General features: G+C 41.8%; 15 protein-coding genes. 4 read left to right on the top strand and 11 right to left on the bottom strand.

Features of this window, described 5'->3' with window-relative positions; genetic code table 11:
- Positions 1-19: 19 nt before the first annotated feature.
- Genes menC through A9260_RS05885 form a run of 4 tightly spaced genes read right to left on the bottom strand, consistent with a single transcriptional unit; the run spans position 20 to position 4,942 of the window.
- A complete protein-coding gene (gene menC / locus A9260_RS05900; RefSeq protein WP_068697111.1) occupies positions 20-1,015 on the bottom strand; it encodes an o-succinylbenzoate synthase in 996 nt (331 codons plus the stop codon).
- A 49-nt stretch (positions 1,016-1,064) separates the two neighbouring features.
- Positions 1,065-1,904, bottom strand: coding sequence for a 2-succinyl-6-hydroxy-2,4-cyclohexadiene-1-carboxylate synthase (menH, locus tag A9260_RS05895; protein WP_082957070.1), 840 nt, complete (start codon positions 1,902-1,904; stop codon positions 1,065-1,067).
- Complete coding sequence (gene menD, locus A9260_RS05890) at positions 1,905-3,641, bottom strand: 2-succinyl-5-enolpyruvyl-6-hydroxy-3-cyclohexene-1-carboxylic-acid synthase (protein ID WP_068697110.1); 1,737 nt, start codon at positions 3,639-3,641, stop codon at positions 1,905-1,907.
- The gene (locus A9260_RS05885) at positions 3,638-4,942 is read right to left on the bottom strand and encodes an isochorismate synthase (RefSeq protein WP_068697109.1); all 1,305 of its coding nucleotides are present in this window, start codon (positions 4,940-4,942) and stop codon (positions 3,638-3,640) included. The genes menD and A9260_RS05885 overlap by 4 nt, the downstream gene beginning before the upstream one ends.
- Positions 4,943-5,168: 226 nt before the next feature.
- Between A9260_RS05885 and A9260_RS05880 the strand changes: the two genes are divergently transcribed.
- The 3 genes from A9260_RS05880 to A9260_RS05870 are packed head-to-tail and all read left to right on the top strand — an operon-like array spanning position 5,169 to position 8,364.
- Entirely contained in the window at positions 5,169-6,383 is a 1,215-nt protein-coding gene (locus tag A9260_RS05880; RefSeq protein WP_068697108.1) for a pyridoxal phosphate-dependent aminotransferase, read from the top strand.
- A 56-nt stretch (positions 6,384-6,439) separates the two neighbouring features.
- Positions 6,440-7,027: a 5'-deoxynucleotidase gene (gene yfbR / locus A9260_RS05875; protein ID WP_068697106.1), complete on the top strand. Its 588-nt coding sequence runs from the start codon at positions 6,440-6,442 to the stop codon at positions 7,025-7,027.
- 23 nt (positions 7,028-7,050) lie between these two features.
- Entirely contained in the window at positions 7,051-8,364 is a 1,314-nt protein-coding gene (locus tag A9260_RS05870; RefSeq protein ID WP_068697103.1) for an anti-phage deoxyguanosine triphosphatase, read from the top strand.
- 24 nt (positions 8,365-8,388) lie between these two features.
- On the opposite strand, the gene A9260_RS05865 is transcribed toward A9260_RS05870, so the two are convergent.
- Positions 8,389-9,003: a tRNA-uridine aminocarboxypropyltransferase gene (locus A9260_RS05865; protein WP_068697098.1), complete on the bottom strand. Its 615-nt coding sequence runs from the start codon at positions 9,001-9,003 to the stop codon at positions 8,389-8,391.
- Positions 9,004-9,008: 5 nt separating this feature from the next.
- On the opposite strand from A9260_RS05865, the gene rrtA reads away from it, so the two are divergent.
- Positions 9,009-9,560, top strand: a complete 552-nt coding sequence (gene rrtA / locus A9260_RS05860; RefSeq protein ID WP_082957069.1) for a rhombosortase — start codon at positions 9,009-9,011, stop codon at positions 9,558-9,560.
- Between the two features lie 21 nt (positions 9,561-9,581).
- Here the strand turns inward: rrtA and A9260_RS05855 are convergent, their stop codons facing one another.
- The 6 genes from A9260_RS05855 to clpP all read right to left on the bottom strand — a co-directional run bounded on the left by A9260_RS05855 (position 9,582) and on the right by clpP (position 17,306).
- Positions 9,582-9,887: a ComEA family DNA-binding protein gene (locus A9260_RS05855; protein WP_068697094.1), complete on the bottom strand. Its 306-nt coding sequence runs from the start codon at positions 9,885-9,887 to the stop codon at positions 9,582-9,584.
- 173 nt (positions 9,888-10,060) lie between these two features.
- Positions 10,061-11,917, bottom strand: coding sequence for a peptidylprolyl isomerase (gene ppiD / locus A9260_RS05850; RefSeq protein ID WP_068697092.1), 1,857 nt, complete (start codon positions 11,915-11,917; stop codon positions 10,061-10,063).
- Positions 11,918-12,074: 157 nt separating this feature from the next.
- Positions 12,075-12,350, bottom strand: coding sequence for an HU family DNA-binding protein (locus A9260_RS05845; protein WP_068697090.1), 276 nt, complete (start codon positions 12,348-12,350; stop codon positions 12,075-12,077).
- Positions 12,351-12,595: 245 nt separating this feature from the next.
- Positions 12,596-14,941, bottom strand: a complete 2,346-nt coding sequence (gene lon / locus A9260_RS05840; protein ID WP_068697088.1) for an endopeptidase La — start codon at positions 14,939-14,941, stop codon at positions 12,596-12,598.
- 396 nt (positions 14,942-15,337) lie between these two features.
- The gene (gene clpX, locus A9260_RS05835; protein ID WP_068697086.1) at positions 15,338-16,615 is read right to left on the bottom strand and encodes an ATP-dependent protease ATP-binding subunit ClpX; all 1,278 of its coding nucleotides are present in this window, start codon (positions 16,613-16,615) and stop codon (positions 15,338-15,340) included.
- Between the two features lie 67 nt (positions 16,616-16,682).
- Entirely contained in the window at positions 16,683-17,306 is a 624-nt protein-coding gene (clpP, locus tag A9260_RS05830; protein WP_068697085.1) for an ATP-dependent Clp endopeptidase proteolytic subunit ClpP, read from the bottom strand.
- Between the last annotated feature and the right edge of the window lie 90 nt (positions 17,307-17,396).

The raw sequence follows: 17,396 nt of genomic DNA, 5'->3' as shown, positions 1-17,396 counted from the left end.
TTCATTCTCAAGCAATGGATTATTCCGAGCTCTGATGCCAAACCAAAGTTTGCGAACTCAAACTTCTTAATGGTAATTCGCTATTTGGCCACGGTGTATGCAGCTGTTCTTTAAATAGCTGTAGAGTATCTAAACCGGGCACGGTCATTGGTGTAAATTGGTGCGCAAAACGAGCCAATTGAGATAAACCTAAGCTGGATTCTATGCTAGAGCTAATTACGGCAACTAAGCCTAAAACTTGCGCCTTTTCAATCAATTGAATACAACGTTCAATATGACCAATTAAGGTCGGCTTGATGACTATCGCTTTTGCGCCAGTCAGAAATTCTAAATTGAAGTCAGGGTTCATAACGCCATTTTGCAATGTTTCATCCCAACCGATAGCGATGCCTGTTTCGATGGCAAACGTTAAGCTATCGCCAGGAGCGCGGCACGGCTCTTCAATGTATTGAATTCGAGAACGTTGAGAGGGTTTGATTTTCTTCGCGAACTGCTTTGCTTTGTCTAAAGTCCATGCTCTGTTAGCGTCTAATCTCAGCTGTAAATCTGGCGTGGTTTCTAAAAAGAGATCGACCAGAATTCCATCACGGATAGGTTCGTGTAAGCCGACTTTGATCTTAGCAACTTTGTCTCCTTGCATTGCATTTAAAGCAGGGATTAAATCATCAGGATCGCCGTTACAAAGTAGCGCAGCTTGATAGTTTCCTTCTGCACCAAGCAAACCTTTTAGCTCATATTCGGCCATAGATAAACCAAAGGCTACCGAAGGATAAGAGGAGTGGCAGTCTAAGTCTTGTCCTGATACCCACTTTTCTAATCGTGATACCACTTCAACAAATGCTTGGTCCATTGATTCATGGCTAAAGCCAACCAAGGGAGCAACTTCACCATAACCCGTACGGTTATCTTCGGTAAGCTCAACCACCCAACCTTCTCGCTGAGTAAGCTTTTGTTCACGTAGAATAACACCGCTATCCATTTCTAGCTGATAACGATATAAATTCGCTTTTCTCATAATTATTAATTTCCTAAGCCAACATAGGTGATACCCCTACTTGGGGGCATCATAGCGAGTCTGTGCTCACTATGGATAAGAGCTGTGTCAATTTTTTGGCATATTTCTCAGGCTGTTCTTTGTGAGTGTTATGTCCAGCCTTTTCTATCACCTCAAAAGACACCTGATTACGCTCATATAATAGAGAAAACTTTTGATCATACTCACCCACAATATAGTGCACTTGCTGCTGACTATGTTGTAGGTTTTCTAATAGATAAGCCTGCTTTGCTAATGAAGTCGCTGACATCACTTGCGCTAAAGCTTTCCCATCATTGATTGAACGTTGCGCGACTAATTGCTTTCTTTGCTGAGCATTTAATGACGAAAAAACCGGTTGCTGATACCAATCATTCAATACCTCACACAGACTTTGCTCATTAAAGCGCTTAATCCAACGGCGGTCATTTTCCCAGCGCGTTGATATATCAGACTGTTGTTGCAAGCCAAAGTTTCCTCCTTCAAGCACAAAACCACGGACAATCATTGTGTTGAGGTGAGTATTTGGAGTGTGAGTTTCTAATTTTAGCGCTAAGTGCATCAATAGCCGCGCCCCTAAAGAGTAGCCAACAAAGGCCACAGGGACGTTATCTTTTGCTAAAGCTTGCGCTTGTTCATCAATGAAGTAAGTAAATTCTGAAAAGTTGCTTGGCAGGGGATCACTATTGCCAACATGTCCGGGAAGATTGAGCGCATATAAGTCCCAATCTGTCGGAAGGTATTGCACTATCGATTGCCAATCATCACTACTGCCTAAAAAACCATGCACAAACAGTAATCGTAAGCTTGGTTTGCTTGCTGCAAGGCGCAAAGTAACCAGTGAAGTGGCTGATGGATTTAATTGGGGCACTTACTGGCCCTTAATTTGTGAGCACAATGTTTTAATATGACGACTGGCCTGCCCTGCTGGAGTAACTACTTCAATCATTAAAGAGCGCCCCGCTGTAGGATTAAAATCCTCGACTATTTGAGTGAGTTCTTGCCATGTCGCTGGCTGATGATAGTGCATATTAAATTGTGCAGCCGAGTGCTTAAATTGATGGCCATGCGGCATTTGATAAAGAGACTGTTTATGGCTTTCATCAACGGGCAACATATCAAAAATCGCTCCTCCATCATTATTAAATAACAATACGATGCTGCTTTGCTTTGCCAGCAATGACAGGGAATTAAGATCATGTAGCAGTGAGGTATCGCCAATTAAGGTTAATGTCGGCTGACGGTTACCCGCAGCAACACCCGCACTGGTTGCGATGATGCCATCAATACCCGACGCGCCACGATTTGAATAGGTAGTAACATCTAAATGCTCCGAGACCATATCCAGCAAACGTACACCTAAGCTATTACCTAAAAACAGCTGATAGCCTGCGGTGAGTTCATGTAACCGATGAGCGACTTCTAGCTCAGTAATATCACTTGAGAGCAGCGTGTTAGTTTCACGAGTCACCCTCTTTGCATAATGCTTTAGCTCATCAGCCCAGCCATTATTTTCTGATGATAGTACTTCAAGCTGTTGCCACTGGCCTGAAAAACGCAGCATAGGTAAATGATCAGGATTTAAAATACCCGCTTCGTTACTGCTCAGTGCATATTGAGTAAAGCTTGTATCTGAGACGCGCTGTTTTAAAAATTGCAGTAGTCGTTTGGAGACGAGTCTTGCACCAAACTGCACCACGACATCACACTGGCTTAGCCTAGATTGAGCTTCGTCATTTTGTAGCCAAACATCATAACCATGCCAATCTGAACTCACTCCAGACTGAGGGTCGCACAATACCGGCCAGCCTAATTGCTTGGCAAGTTCAAGCACTTGGATGGACTTATCATGGGCAAGTCGCCCGATAATAATTAAGCCTTTTAAGTGACAGTGCTTTTTAAAAAAATGCGACAAATGATCAGAGCTGTCTTCTAATACAGGAGCTTGAGTATTAAGTGCTTGCGTATTAGGGGCTTGCGTATAAGGACGATTTGATTGTAACCAAGCTAATGGCAGCTCCTTAACTTCTGATAATAAAGGACAATCTTCGATATAAAGTGGCTCAGGAAAAGGACAATTAAGATGAATGGGGCCGTTCATTTTTGCCTGATTATGCAGAGCGTTATCAATCTTTGATAATAACCATCGAGCATCTATCGTGCTTGTCGGGCTAGGAAGCAATATCGACTGAGTGACATGACTTGAGAAAATGCCCTGTTGTACAATCGCTTGATTAGCGCCCACACCAACCAGTTCAGGGGGTCTATCCGCGGTGAGTAAGATTAACTTCTCGCCAGTGAGATTCGCTTCGACCACCGCTGGTAATAAATTGGCAACCGCAGTCCCCGAGGTAACAATAACAATAACTGGCTTTTGCGACGCTTTGGCTAAACCTAACGCAAAAAAACCTAAACCTCTTTCATCAAAGTGAGTATGAAGAGTTAAATTAGTTTGTTTAATTGATTCAAGAGCTAAGGGAGTAGAACGAGAGCCCGGAGCTAAACACACATGCTCTGCACCAAAACGTGCCGCTTCTTCAAGGATAATAGAAGACCATATTCGATTCATCTGCGCTTGGGAAAGATCAGCGAAAGATTGGCGACTCATGATGCTTGTTCCAACACATTTTGCTCGGTAATTAAGCTCAGTAAGGTTGACATTTTCTTATCCAACTCCTGCCATTCATGCTCTGCCTCAGAGCCTGGGACAATGCCTGCCCCGGCAAATAAATGAAGGCAATCTTGTTGAACTAACGCGCTACGAATTGATACACAAAACTCTGCATTTTGCTCGCTAATGTACCCCACAGACCCGCTATACCAAGCACGAGAAAAAGGTTCATGCTTCTCTATAAACTCAAGGGCTAGATGCCTTGGTAATCCTGCAACAGCGGCGGTGGGTTGCAAAGCTTGTAATAACTTACCTTTATCTGCGTGTTTAATTAACTCGGCTTGAATATGGCGTTTTAAATGCTGAACACTACGCAATCGCACCAAGCGAGCTTCATTTTCAACATCAATATTGCTACAAAACGGCGCTAAACGCTCCACAATGTCATCAACGACATACTGATTTTCTTGTAGGTTTTTCTTGTCATTAATCAACCAATTGGCCAGCTGTAAATCTTTATGGGGCTGGCTATCTCGACCTGTTGTTCCGGCTAAAGCTTCCGTTTCTATTAATGAACCACGACGGCTATATAACCGTTCAGGGGTTGATCCTATAAATGAATGCCCTTCTTCTAGCTGAAACAAGAAATGAAAACTATCGCAGTTTTGTTTACGACTTAATGCTAATAGCTCAACACCTTGCAAAGGCGCATCCAGTTTAATGGTTGTTTGGCGAGCCAAAACCACCTTTTTAAGATCGGTATGGATAATATTATTTAATGCCAACTCAACATTATCATTCCACATCGCTCTATTAGGGCTGTGTGTCACCGTCTCTATTTGTGGAAGTTGCTTTGAAAAATTGGAAGTATTGAGAGTTAGCAAAGAGATCGCCTGACGCACAGAATCTCTATCTTGGGTTAAGTTAGCCGCCAAAAACCATTTTTTATTTCGTCGGATTAACTCAATAGAAGGTAAAAAGAAAAATGAGTTTAAACAGCGTCCTTTGTTTTCTTTATAAGGAAAAGCATAGCCTCCCCAAATACGCTGGTCTTGGCTAAGCACAGAATAGGCCGGATTAATTTCATCAAAAGTTCTGACTTGCCCCAGTGCTACGACCTCTTCCGTCGTATCCCTAGACTGCCAATAAAACTTCGGAAAAATAGGTTGATTCGCCATCCACGGGAGAACAGAATCATGATTCATGATTTCTACTGCGACCTCGACACGGCATGCATCGATAGACGCAGAATCAACTTGTTGAGTGAGCTGTTTGATAGCATTTTCAAGATGAGACAATGTAACCCCTAACCCTCTATTTTTCTTATTATTTACTCACTAGATCGCCTACTCTAGAGTGAGTGATTAGCCAAATCAAGTGACACACCTACAATTGTAGAGTAAACATAAATTTAAGCTGTGAAATAACGATAACTCAATGGTTTGAATGTATATTTCTCTACTAAAAAACGTCAATTTAGTGTAATTTGATATAATTCACATCGATAAATGTTAAGGGTTGACAATGAAAAATATCGAGATGTCATCAAAACTCGATAATGTATGCTACGACATTCGCGGTCCAGTGCTCAAACATGCTAAACGCATGGAAGAGGAAGGGCAGAAAATTATTAAATTAAATATTGGCAACCCAGCCCCTTTTGGCTTTGATACGCCGGAAGAGATTTTAGTCGATGTATTAAGACATTTACCCACATCTCAAGGTTACTGTGACTCTAAGGGCATTTACTCAGCTCGAAAAGCCGTTGTTCAGTATTACCAACGACAAGGGTTACTCTCATTAGACGTTGAAGATGTTTACATGGGAAATGGCGTCTCTGAATTGATTGTAATGGCGATGCAAGCATTACTTGATAACGGTGATGAAATGCTAGTCCCTGCGCCTGATTATCCTCTATGGAGCGCAGCTGTCTCTCTATCTGGTGGTACACCTGTTCACTATATTTGTGATGAACAATCTGATTGGTTTCCCGATCTTGAAGATATAAAAGCAAAAATCACGGCAAAAACCCGTGCCATAGTGCTCATCAATCCAAACAATCCAACAGGTGCGGTCTATAGCCGAGATTTTTTATTGCAGATTGTTGAGATAGCCCGTCAGTACAACCTGATTATCTTCGCTGATGAAATTTACGATAAGATTCTTTACGACGGCGCAACCCACACCTCAATTGCGACATTGGCTGATGATGTAGTAATGGTCACTTTCAATGGTTTATCTAAAGCCTATCGTATTTGTGGATTTCGCAGTGGCTGGATGTTTATCACTGGACCTAAGCAGTTAGCTAAAGGTTATATTGATGGTTTGGACATGCTGGCTTCAATGCGCCTATGTGCCAACGTTCCAATGCAGCATGCCGTGCAAACAGCGCTGGGCGGTTATCAGAGTATCAATGAATTAATTTTACCTGGCGGACGCTTACTAGAGCAGAGAGATAAAGCGCACGAAATGATCACCTCCATTAAAGGGGTATCGTGTGTCAAACCTAAAGGGGCACTCTATCTGTTCCCTAAGCTTGATCCTAAAATATATAAAATCCATGATGATCAGAAGATGGTGCTAGACTTTTTACAACAAGAAAAGGTATTGCTAGTACAAGGGTCTGGGTTTAATTGGCCAAAACCGGATCACTTTAGGATAGTGACATTGCCTTATGTCGAAGATCTCGAGATAGCAATCAGTCGCTTTGAGCGCTTTATTACTCAATACCGTCAATAATTTATATAAAGAGGCCTAGCGCCTCTTTTTTTGTTTTATACATAAGGTGAATTAGCATGCACAAGGAAAGTCATTTTTTTGCACATTTAGCTCGAATGAAGCTTATTCAACGCTGGCCACTGATGCGCTCAGTATCAAAAGAAAATATATCTGAACATAGCCTTCAGGTCGCTTTTGTTGCTCATGCCCTCGCCATTATCAAAAACAAGAAATTTAATGGTAACGTCAACCCAGAAAGAATTGCGGTATTGGGTATGTACCATGATAGTAGTGAAGTACTAACAGGCGATTTGCCAACGCCAGTAAAATACTATAATCCTTATATTGCAAAAGAATATAAAAAAATTGAAGCGGCCGCCGAAGAAAAGCTCCTGTCTATGGTGCCAGAAGAGTTGCTAGAAGACTTTAAACCCTTTCTCATTAGCGGTGAAGCAAGCGATGAAGAGCATTGCATCGTCAAGCAAGCAGACTGCATTTGTGCTTATCTAAAATGCTTAGAAGAACTGTCTGCGGGTAATCATGAATTTGCGGCAGCCAAAAGACGCTTGGAACAAACCCTGCAAGAAAGAGATTCTCCAGAAATGTGTTATTTCCTCAAAACCTTTTCCGCCAGTTTTGAGCTAACCCTTGATGAAATCAGTTAATTAAATAAAGTAGCCTATATAGCATGGACATAGATAACCTTTGGCAACACCGAATCAATACTGAGCAAAAAGCGAGGTTAAATGACCATCGTGATCCTTACCAAAGAGATAGAGCAAGGGTATTGCACTCTGCCGCATTTAGGCGCTTACAAGCAAAAACACAAGTGCATGGTACTGGAGGCAACGACTTTCACCGCACACGCTTAACCCACTCGTTGGAAGCGGCGCAAATTGGCTCTGGGATCTTAGCTCAGCTGCAATCTAAACATGCTGATCTCAGCACTATCTTACCTAGCACTAGCCTTATTGAAACCTTGTGCCTTGCTCATGATATCGGGCACCCACCCTATGGTCATGGAGGAGAAATTGCTCTTAACTATATGATGCGTGAACATGGTGGATTTGAAGGTAATGCACAAACCTTTAGGATAGTCAGTCAACTAGAACCTTATACTCAGTATCATGGCATGGACCTGTGTCGACGTACTTTACTTGGGTTACTAAAATACCCGTCATTATTAAGCCAAGTAGAGCGTGATTCTATCCCCGACGGAATCGACAACCCAAGACAACTCAAAGCCAGTCGCTGGATGCCAGCCAAGGGCGTTTTTGATATTGATAGCAGCTATTTTAACTGGGTGTTAGAAGGTTTGCCGAGTGAGGAGCGAGATTATTTTTGTAGCCTCAAACCTCATAATGGTGAGCGCTATGTAACTAAAAAGACTCGCTTTAAGTCTTTAGACTGCTCCATCATGGAACTTGCCGATGACATAGCCTATGGCGTACACGATCTAGAAGATGCCATTGTGTTGGGCTTAGTGTCAAAACAGCAATGGCTTGAGTCTGCAGCAAGTCAACTGGCTAATTGTGGACAGCCATGGATGGAAAATGAGATAGATTCGCTAAGTGAGAAGCTATTTTCGGGAGAGCACTACCTGCGTAAAGACGCGATAGGCAGTATCGTTAATGCACTGCTGACCAGTGCTGAAATTAGCGTTGTAGATGAAGGCAATTTTTCACATCCACTCATTTGCTACAACGCCACCTTGCGTACACCAATGCTCGATGTGCTCAAGGTATTTAAAGATTTTGTTAGCCATTATGTTATTCACGCAACCGAAGTCCAATTGATTGAATATAAAGGACAACAGATCATTATTGATTTATTTGAGGCATTAAGTGGCGATCCTGAAAGGTTATTGCCAGAGGCGACCAAAAATAAATGGCGATTGGCTAGAGATGAACAAGATCAGGGATTTAGAGTGATCTGTGATTATATCTCGGCGATGACAGATGGCTACGCGCAAAAGATGCATTCAAAAATGTTTGCCAGCTAATTTTTACCCATTAATATTAACCAACTACCGATTTCGCCCACCAAAGTATTTATCATAAGTACCTTCTGGTAGTTGCGATATTTGAAACTCTATCATTTTATCAAATGCAGTGATTAATGGACTCGCATCACAGGCATTTAATAATGTTAATGCATGGTAGGCGGCTTCCACCGTTGATAAAGCGGCATCATTTGGCGCTTTTCGTATGGTGTAACGACCTTGTATATCGGTTGGCAAGTGAACTTGGACTAGCGAGTGCAAATTATGTGAAAGCTGATACATTTTAAAGGCTTTCTTCCAAGTGCCATCAATAAGAAACAAACGAGTCTTACAATTTGGCTTTGCTTTAAAGGTATTAGCAGTCAACTCTAAAGACTCTTGAGAGGGAAACATCAATATATTAATAACGTCCGTTTCTGCTAACCATTGATTGACCTGAGAGTGGGCTGAAAAATCTTCACCGACGAATAAATGACAAGGTGACACACTCAATTCAATGATCTTGGCAGTACCTTTCGCTTGATTCACCTCACTTGGGTGCTGCAAAATAACGACTTCAGTCGAGCTTTCAATTGTTTGTATCCATTGACACAAACAGGCTTTCTTCGCACGACCACATTGCTTACAGTATCGGGACATAAAACGTGTATAAATTCCTAATTGCCTTTAGCTTAATTTTAGCGGTATTGTTAATCCCCGCTCTCTCTGACGCACTGCGTTGGGAACAAGACCTTATCGCAACCCATCAATGGTGGAGACTCATTACGGGTAACTTTACCCATACTAACACTTACCATCTACTGATGAATCTGGCAGGCCTGTGGGTTATTTGCTACTTATTTAACGCCAAAGTTAAACCGCTTATTCTTGCCATGCTCACACTATCCTTTAGCATCGGATGCGGACTGCTTTTTACCCATACTCACATATATTACGGGCTATCTGGAATACTGCATGGCTTATTTGCCTTTTTTGCCTGCCAAGAAATTATCAACGGAAGGCGTAGTAGTTGCTTTTTGTTGTTGGGACTTGCCATCAAATTGCTAGCAGAAAACACCGGATTAGTGACTCTGGGCACCGCAGAGCTTATCAATGCACGAGTATCTACAGAGTCACATCTCATTGGCGCTATTTCTGGTTTAGTCATAGCACTACTGGTTCGTTATATCCGCCAAATTAAGCCCAACCTCAGATAATACAATAACCGAGAAGAGCGTTTACAATCGAATCCGCGAACGATTTTTATCAACCGTTGCTTGGCCTATTCCTTTCACTTGTTGTAGGTCATCTGCATGCTTAAACGCGCCATGCACTTCTCGATAAGCCACAATTTGCTGTGCTTTGGTTTCCCCTACTCCTAATAACAAAGTGGCTAATTCATCTGTTGAAGCGGTATTAATATTAACTTCAATATCAATCCCTTCATACTGATCACCTTTCACTTCATCAGCAGAATAAGCAACAAACGGTAATAGTGCTAAAAGAATAAAGCTTAAATAACGTTTATATTTTGCGACAGTCATCCCTATCTCCTTAATTTAACAAAATCAGTTCAACAAAATCAGTGCAAGCCAATTCGGTTCGAACTTCAGTTATTAAGCTAGAAGAAACAAGGAAACTAAGGTATTTGTTATGACTAAAACTAGAACGGGCCGCATAATGCGGCCCGTGAAGTTATGTAACACTCAATAAGAGATTACTGTGCATCTCCAGAAAGATGGTACTCAATATCAGTCTTTTGACGTAATGTTTGTAGTAAACCCATTAGATCTTGTTGTACAAGACCCGATTTTAGCTGTTGTCCAATTTGCTCATTGTACTGTGCATCAATCTTATTGTTTACTTTAACCAATTCAATCACCACGATATTGCCATTTGCATCTACTGATTTTGCATAGTGCTTCGCATCTTCAGTTGGACGAGGAATCGCAAATACCGTATTAGATAGTGCCGAACTGCGGTTAATGTTTTCTACATCACTAAAGCTCAAGTGCTTATCTGTAAGCAGTGAATTGTCACCTGCTTCAAGCGCTGTCACAACTTTATCTGCAAGCTCAGTTGCCTGCTTACGACCTTCAACTTGTTGGTACTGCGCTTTAACTTGCTCAGCAACTTCTTGGTAAGGAAGAACCGTTTGTGGACGAGAATCTTCAATACGAACAACGATGATGTGCTCAGGGTCGACTTCTACTACAGCAGAGTTCAAACCATCTTCACTGACTTCAGGTGTTTGCAGCTCTTGCATAACAGCTGGTGTTTTAAGTACAGCTGGAGCATCCGCATTTGAAATAAAGTCTGTCGTCACCACTTTCTGACCAACAGCTTCAGCTGCATCATCTAGTGAATCAGGGAATTCAAACGCAACAGTCTCTAGTTTGTTTTGTAGATCATAGAAACGGTCAACGGCTTGCTGATCTGCCATTTCTGTTTTGATTTCATCAACCACTTTCGCAAATGGTTTAGCTTGTGGTGCTTTTAGAGCATCTAGCTTAATGATGTGGTAACCAAAATCAGATTTAACAACATCGCTGTAGTCGCCCGTGCTTTGTAGCGCAAATGCTGCTGCTTCAAATTTAGGGTCCATTACGCCTTTTTCAACCCAACCTAAAGCACCGCCATTTTCAGCTGAGCCAAGATCTTCTGAGTTTTCTTTGGCAACAGTTGCAAAGTCACTGCCCGCTTTTAATTGTGCTAATAGCTCTTTTGCCTTCGCTTCATCCTGAACTAGGATGTGGCTAAGACTGCGTTGCTCTTGAGTAGAATAACGGTCGATATTCTTCTCGTAGAAATCTTTCGCTTCTTTGTCTGTTACTACATCACTTTTTTTCATCTGTTTAGCAGATAGCTCAACATAAGAAATTTTGTATTGCTCAGGGCGAGTAAAGCGGTCAGGGTTATTTTTATAGAACTCTTGAAGTTGCTCTGCTGTAGGAACAATTGCTTTAGCCATTTCACTCGGTTGAATCGTAACAGTACGAATGTCACGAGTTTGAGTTAGAAGCATTGAAGCTTGTGCTACTTCTTTAGGAAGTACAAATTCACTTTGCTCTACTGCACCAAGGATTTTTTGACGAACCATGTCGCTACGTAAGTACTCTGCAAAGCTTTCTGCATTGTAGCCACCACGACGAAGTGCTGCTTGGTAAACTTCTTGGTCAAATTGTCCGTTACTTTGGAATTGAGGCATGCTCAATAATACTTCACGAACCTTTTGGTCACTAACTCGTAGACCCATAGATTCAGCGTATTGCTCTAGCAATATCTGATTAACCATTTGGTCCAACACTCGTTGACGGAACGACTGTACAAACGCAGGGTCACCAAGTTGGCTAGTGAAGTAATCGCCCATTTGTTGCTGAGCTCGATTACGTTCATTTTGATACGCCATCTCAAATTCTGCGCGAGAAATTTCAGTATTTCCCACTTTAGCGGCAGTACTGCTGCCACCACCTAAATAGCCACTTACGCCTGTGAAGACGAAAGAAAGAATGATCAAACCTAGAATGATCTTAACTGCAACGCTATTTACGCCTTCGCGTAATCTTTCCATCATAATAGTGTGAAACTCCGAAAATGCGGCCTGTAGTATGTGCAGGCTCTAAAACTCTTTCGCTCGATAATATCAGAAAAAGAAATGCGCACCAGTAGGATGCGCATAAATACAGGGTTTGATAACGATAATGTGCTATCAGATCTAATTTGAAGAGCTTTTATGAGTTAACAGCGTCTTTCAAAGCTTTACCTGGTTTAAATGCAGGCACTTTAGCTTCTGCGATTTGAATTTCGTCACCCGTTTTAGGGTTACGACCTGTACGTGCAGCACGAGTGCGGACACTGAATGTGCCAAAGCCAACTAGAGCAACTTGATCATCACTTTGTAGTGATTCACTGATTGATTCAACGATTGCATCTAGAGCGCGGCCAGCAGAAGCTTTAGAAAGGTCGGCGCTATCTGCGATTTTTTCGATAAGCTGAGTTTTATTCACTATATGTTCCCCTATTACTACTCAATTAAAATTAGAGTAGGTCAATTCCATTAATTTATGACGTTATTTAAAGAAATTCGTTTATGACATTTTTATGTATCATTGTTCTATTAATCTAACCACTGCCCCTTGCTATGAAAGGGTTATAGCTTCACTAGTTAAAGTAGCGTTCAATAAAAAAGCTGACAAGTAATTTATCCTCATCAGCTTAATTTACGTACTATTTTTTGCTATTTATCACTATTTTAGCCTTCTACGGAGATTCCGCTTGGGTCATTTTGCAGTGCAACAGCAAGGACTTCATCAATCCATTGTACCGGTTTAACCACTAAGTCTTTCTTAACATTATCTGGAATCTCTTCCAAATCACGTTCGTTATCCTTAGGAATCAAGACTGTTTTAATGCCACCACGGTGAGCCGCAAGCAACTTCTCTTTTAATCCGCCAATTGGAAGAACTTCACCACGTAGCGTAATTTCACCAGTCATCGCCACTTCAGCTTTAACTGGATTACCCGTTAAGCTAGACACCAAAGCAGTACACATTGCGATACCAGCACTTGGGCCATCTTTTGGTGTTGCGCCCTCTGGTACGTGAACGTGAATATCACGCTTTTCATAAAAATCGGTATTGATACCCAATTTTTCAGCGCGACTTCTTACCACTGTCATCGCAGCTTGGATTGACTCTTGCATCACGTCGCCCAACGAACCGGTCTGAGTCAGTTTACCTTTACCTAGCATTGATTCTGTTTCGATGGTTAATAGATCACCACCTACTTCTGTCCATGCCAGACCGGTAACCTGTCCAATACGATTCTGATTGTCAGCCTTACCGTAATCACACCTTTGAACACCAAGGTATTCTTTAAGGTTGTCTTGGTTAACGACCACTTTTTTCAGTGAGCTATCAAGAAGGATATTCTTCACCGCTTTACGACAAATCTTAGAGATTTCACGCTCTAAACTACGCACACCAGCTTCACGAGTGTAATAGCGGATGATGCCAATAATGGCAGAGTCCTCAATTTCAATCTCGTGTTCTTTTAAGCCATTACGTTTGATTTGCTTATCAAGTAAATGGTTTTTCGCAATGTTAAGTTTTTCATCTTCGGTATAACCCGATAAACGAATAACTTCCATACGATCAAGTAGTGGACCTGGGATGTTCATAGAGTTTGAGGTTGCTACAAACATGACATCTGACAAGTCATAATCCACTTCTAAGTAGTGATCATTAAATGCGTTGTTTTGCTCTGGATCCAATACTTCTAGTAATGCTGATGACGGATCGCCACGCATATCAGAAGACATTTTGTCGATTTCATCAAGCAAAAACAGCGGGTTTTTAACCCCAACTTTGGACATTTTTTGAATCAGCTTACCCGGCATTGAACCGATGTAAGTGCGGCGGTGACCACGGATTTCAGCTTCATCACGCACGCCACCTAGAGCCATTCGGGTGTACTTACGCCCTGTAGCGGCCGCAATAGACTGACCCAAAGAGGTTTTACCCACACCTGGAGGCCCCACAAGACACAAGATAGGTCCCTTGAGCTTATTAATACGGTTTTGCACCGCCAAATACTCAAGAATACGTTCTTTAACACGCTCTAAACCAAAGTGATCGGCATTAAGAACCTCTTCCGCTTTTGCTAGGTTCTTCTTCACTTTTGAGCGTTTTGCCCAAGGCACACCTACCATCCAGTCGATGTAACTACGTACAACGGTGGCTTCTGCTGACATCGGAGACATCATTTTTAATTTTTGTAGCTCTTGCTCGGTTTTTTCACGAGCTTCTTGAGGCATTTTAGATTCTTCAATCTTAGCCTTTAGTGCTTCAAATTCGTCAGGTGCATCATCCATATCACCAAGTTCTTTCTGAATCGCTTTCATTTGCTCATTCAGATAGTACTCGCGCTGGGATTTCTCCATCTGCTTTTTAACGCGGCCACGAATTCGCTTTTCTACCTGTAGGATATCAATCTCTGATTCCATGCTTCCCATTAGAAACTCTAGACGTTCGTTAACATCTACAATTTCTAGTACTCGCTGTTTCTCAGCAAGTTTTAGTGGCATGTGAGCGGCAATAGAGTCGGCAAGACGTGGGGCATCATCAATTCCATTAAGAGAGGTTAATACCTCTGGTGGAATCTTTTTGTTCAGTTTAATAAAACCTTCGAACTGGCTCAGTGCAGTACGCACAACCACTTCTTGTTCTTTATCATCCATTTCTGGTGTGGTAAGAAACTCGGCATCAGCAACAAAGAACTCATCATCTCGTACTGAGTGAAGCTTAGCGCGTTGCTGACCTTCTACGAGTACTTTAACAGTACCATCAGGCAGTTTTAATAACTGCAGAATAGTGGCGACAGTACCTACTTGGAATAAATCGTCTTTGGTCGGCTCTTCTGTATCGGCTTCTTTTTGGGCAACTAGCAGGATTTGCTTATCGTTATCCATTGCTGATTGAAGGCAGTTGATCGACTTTTCACGACCAACAAATAGAGGAATGACCATATGTGGATAAACAACCACATCTCGTAATGGCAGCACGGGTATTTCAATACGCTCGGAACGCTCCAGGTTCATAAATCTCTCTCTTCCGTTTTCGGCTTATGCTCTTTATATAAGGTCACTTTCAGTAGAATCAATACCTGTCACAATAAGAATCACTTAACTTAACTAAATAGTGCTCATTTTGCTGTGTTTTCATTGAATTTGCTGGATAATACCAATCACAGTAATTAAATGATCAGAAATAGCGCAGGAAAAACACTTGAGAACAAGGCGAATATTTTTGATAAGTAGTTATTCTACAATCAAAAATTTCAACGCGGTTATCAAGTGTTTTAACCAGCTAGGCTGATCAGAGAATTGCTACGATTGGTATAAACATAGAATTAGCAATAACTCAGCTGTTAACTCTAGATCATCAGATATAAAAAAAGCGAGCTACTGCTCGCTTTTTACTGCATGAGTTTCTTATTATGATTCAGCAATCACAGCTTGGTTATCGCCACAGTTGTAAATCATCAGCGGTTCAGATTCACCATTGATTACGCTTTCATCAATCACGACTTTGCTTACGTCTGTTAACGAAGGCAATTCATACATGGTATCAAGAAGTACGTTCTCAAGAATTGAACGAAGACCACGAGCACCAGTTTTACGCTCCATTGCACGTTTCGCGATAGCGTTTAGTGCATCTTCACGGAATTCTAGCTCTACATTCTCAATGTCGAACAACGCAGCATATTGCTTAGTCAGAGCATTCTTAGGTTGGCTAAGAATCTGAATTAGAGCAGCTTCGTCAAGTTCAGTTAGAGTAGTAGTCACTGGAAGACGACCGATAAACTCAGGGATAAGGCCATATTTAACCAAATCTTCTGGTTCTACCTTCTGGAACATCTCGCTAACGCTCTTAGTATCATTTTTGGCATGAATTTCTGCGCCAAAACCAATACCAGAACCTGTTTCAACTCGTTGTTCAATCACTTTATCTAGGCCAGAGAATGCACCACCACAGATAAATAAGATCTTCGAGGTATCAACTTGCAAGAATTCTTGTTGAGGGTGCTTACGACCACCTTGAGGCGGAACTGAAGCAATTGTACCTTCAACCAGTTTTAGTAGTGCTTGCTGTACACCTTCACCAGACACATCACGAGTGATCGATGGGTTTTCTGCTTTACGTGAAATTTTATCAATTTCATCGATATACACGATACCGCGTTCAGCTTTAGCAACGTCATAATCACATTTTTGAAGCAGTTTCTGGATGATGTTTTCTACATCCTCACCCACGTAACCCGCTTCTGTTAATGTTGTTGCATCGGCCATAGTAAATGGTACGTCAAGGAAACGAGCTAGCGTTTCTGCAAGTAACGTTTTACCACTACCTGTTGGGCCAATCAGCAAGATATTACTCTTACCAAGCTCAACACCTTCAGCAGTTTTATCACCATTGCGTAGGCGCTTGTAGTGGTTATAAACCGCTACTGAAAGCACTTTCTTCGCGAATTCTTGTCCAATAACATAATCGTCAAGGTGTTCACGAATATCTCGTGGAGTCGGCAAAGCCTCTGACTCTTTCTTAGGTAGAGCCTCTTTGATCTCTTCACGAATAATATCGTTACAAAGATCAACGCACTCGTCACAGATGTAAACGGACGGTCCCGCGATCAACTTGCGAACTTCATGCTGACTTTTTCCGCAGAAAGAGCAGTACAAAAGCTTGCCACTCTCTTTGCTTTTATCTGTCATTAGCTAACCTCTTAGCTTTAAACTTTAATATATTAAAGTTTACATCAAAAAATCTTGAACCGACGGCTTATTTGCCTCGAGACAATACTGAGTCTACAAGTCCGTATTTAACAGAGTCTTCTGCAGACATAAAGTTGTCGCGATCGGTATCGCGCTCAATCACTTCCATTGGCTGACCTGTATGTTCAGCAAGAAGTGTGTTTAATTTGTTTTTGATAGTCAAAATTTCTTGAGCATGAATTTGAATATCAGATGCTTGGCCTTGGAAGCCGCCTAGTGGTTGGTGAATCATCACACGAGAACTTGGAAGCGCAAAACGCTTACCCGGTGCACCACCAGCTAACAAGAACGCACCCATAGAGCATGCTTGCCCCATACAGACTGTGCTCACATTTGGCTTGATGTATTGCATGGTGTCATAAATAGACATACCTGCAGTCACACTACCGCCTGGAGAGTTGATGTATAGGAAAATATCTTTTTCTGGATTTTCTGATTCTAGGAACAGCAACTGAGCCACTACCAGATTGGCCATGTGATCTTCAACCTGTCCAGTCAGGAAGATAATTCTCTCTTTAAGCAAGCGAGAATAAATATCGTAAGAACGCTCACCGCGTGACGACTGCTCTACCACCATAGGTACGAGTGCATCGACAATTGGCGACATTACATTTTTTTCTTGGTAGCTCATAATGTTATACCCCTATCCCTAAAAACAAATGGCCCGAATGATTATCTCATACGGACCATTATTAGTAGAAGACTCACTTAAAAGTCAACC

The organism is Vibrio sp. UCD-FRSSP16_30 (assembly GCF_001676025.1).
Lineage (GTDB): Bacteria > Pseudomonadota > Gammaproteobacteria > Enterobacterales > Vibrionaceae > Vibrio.
Note: the sequence above shows the minus strand (reverse complement) of the source record. Positions and strands in the feature narration are given on the sequence as shown.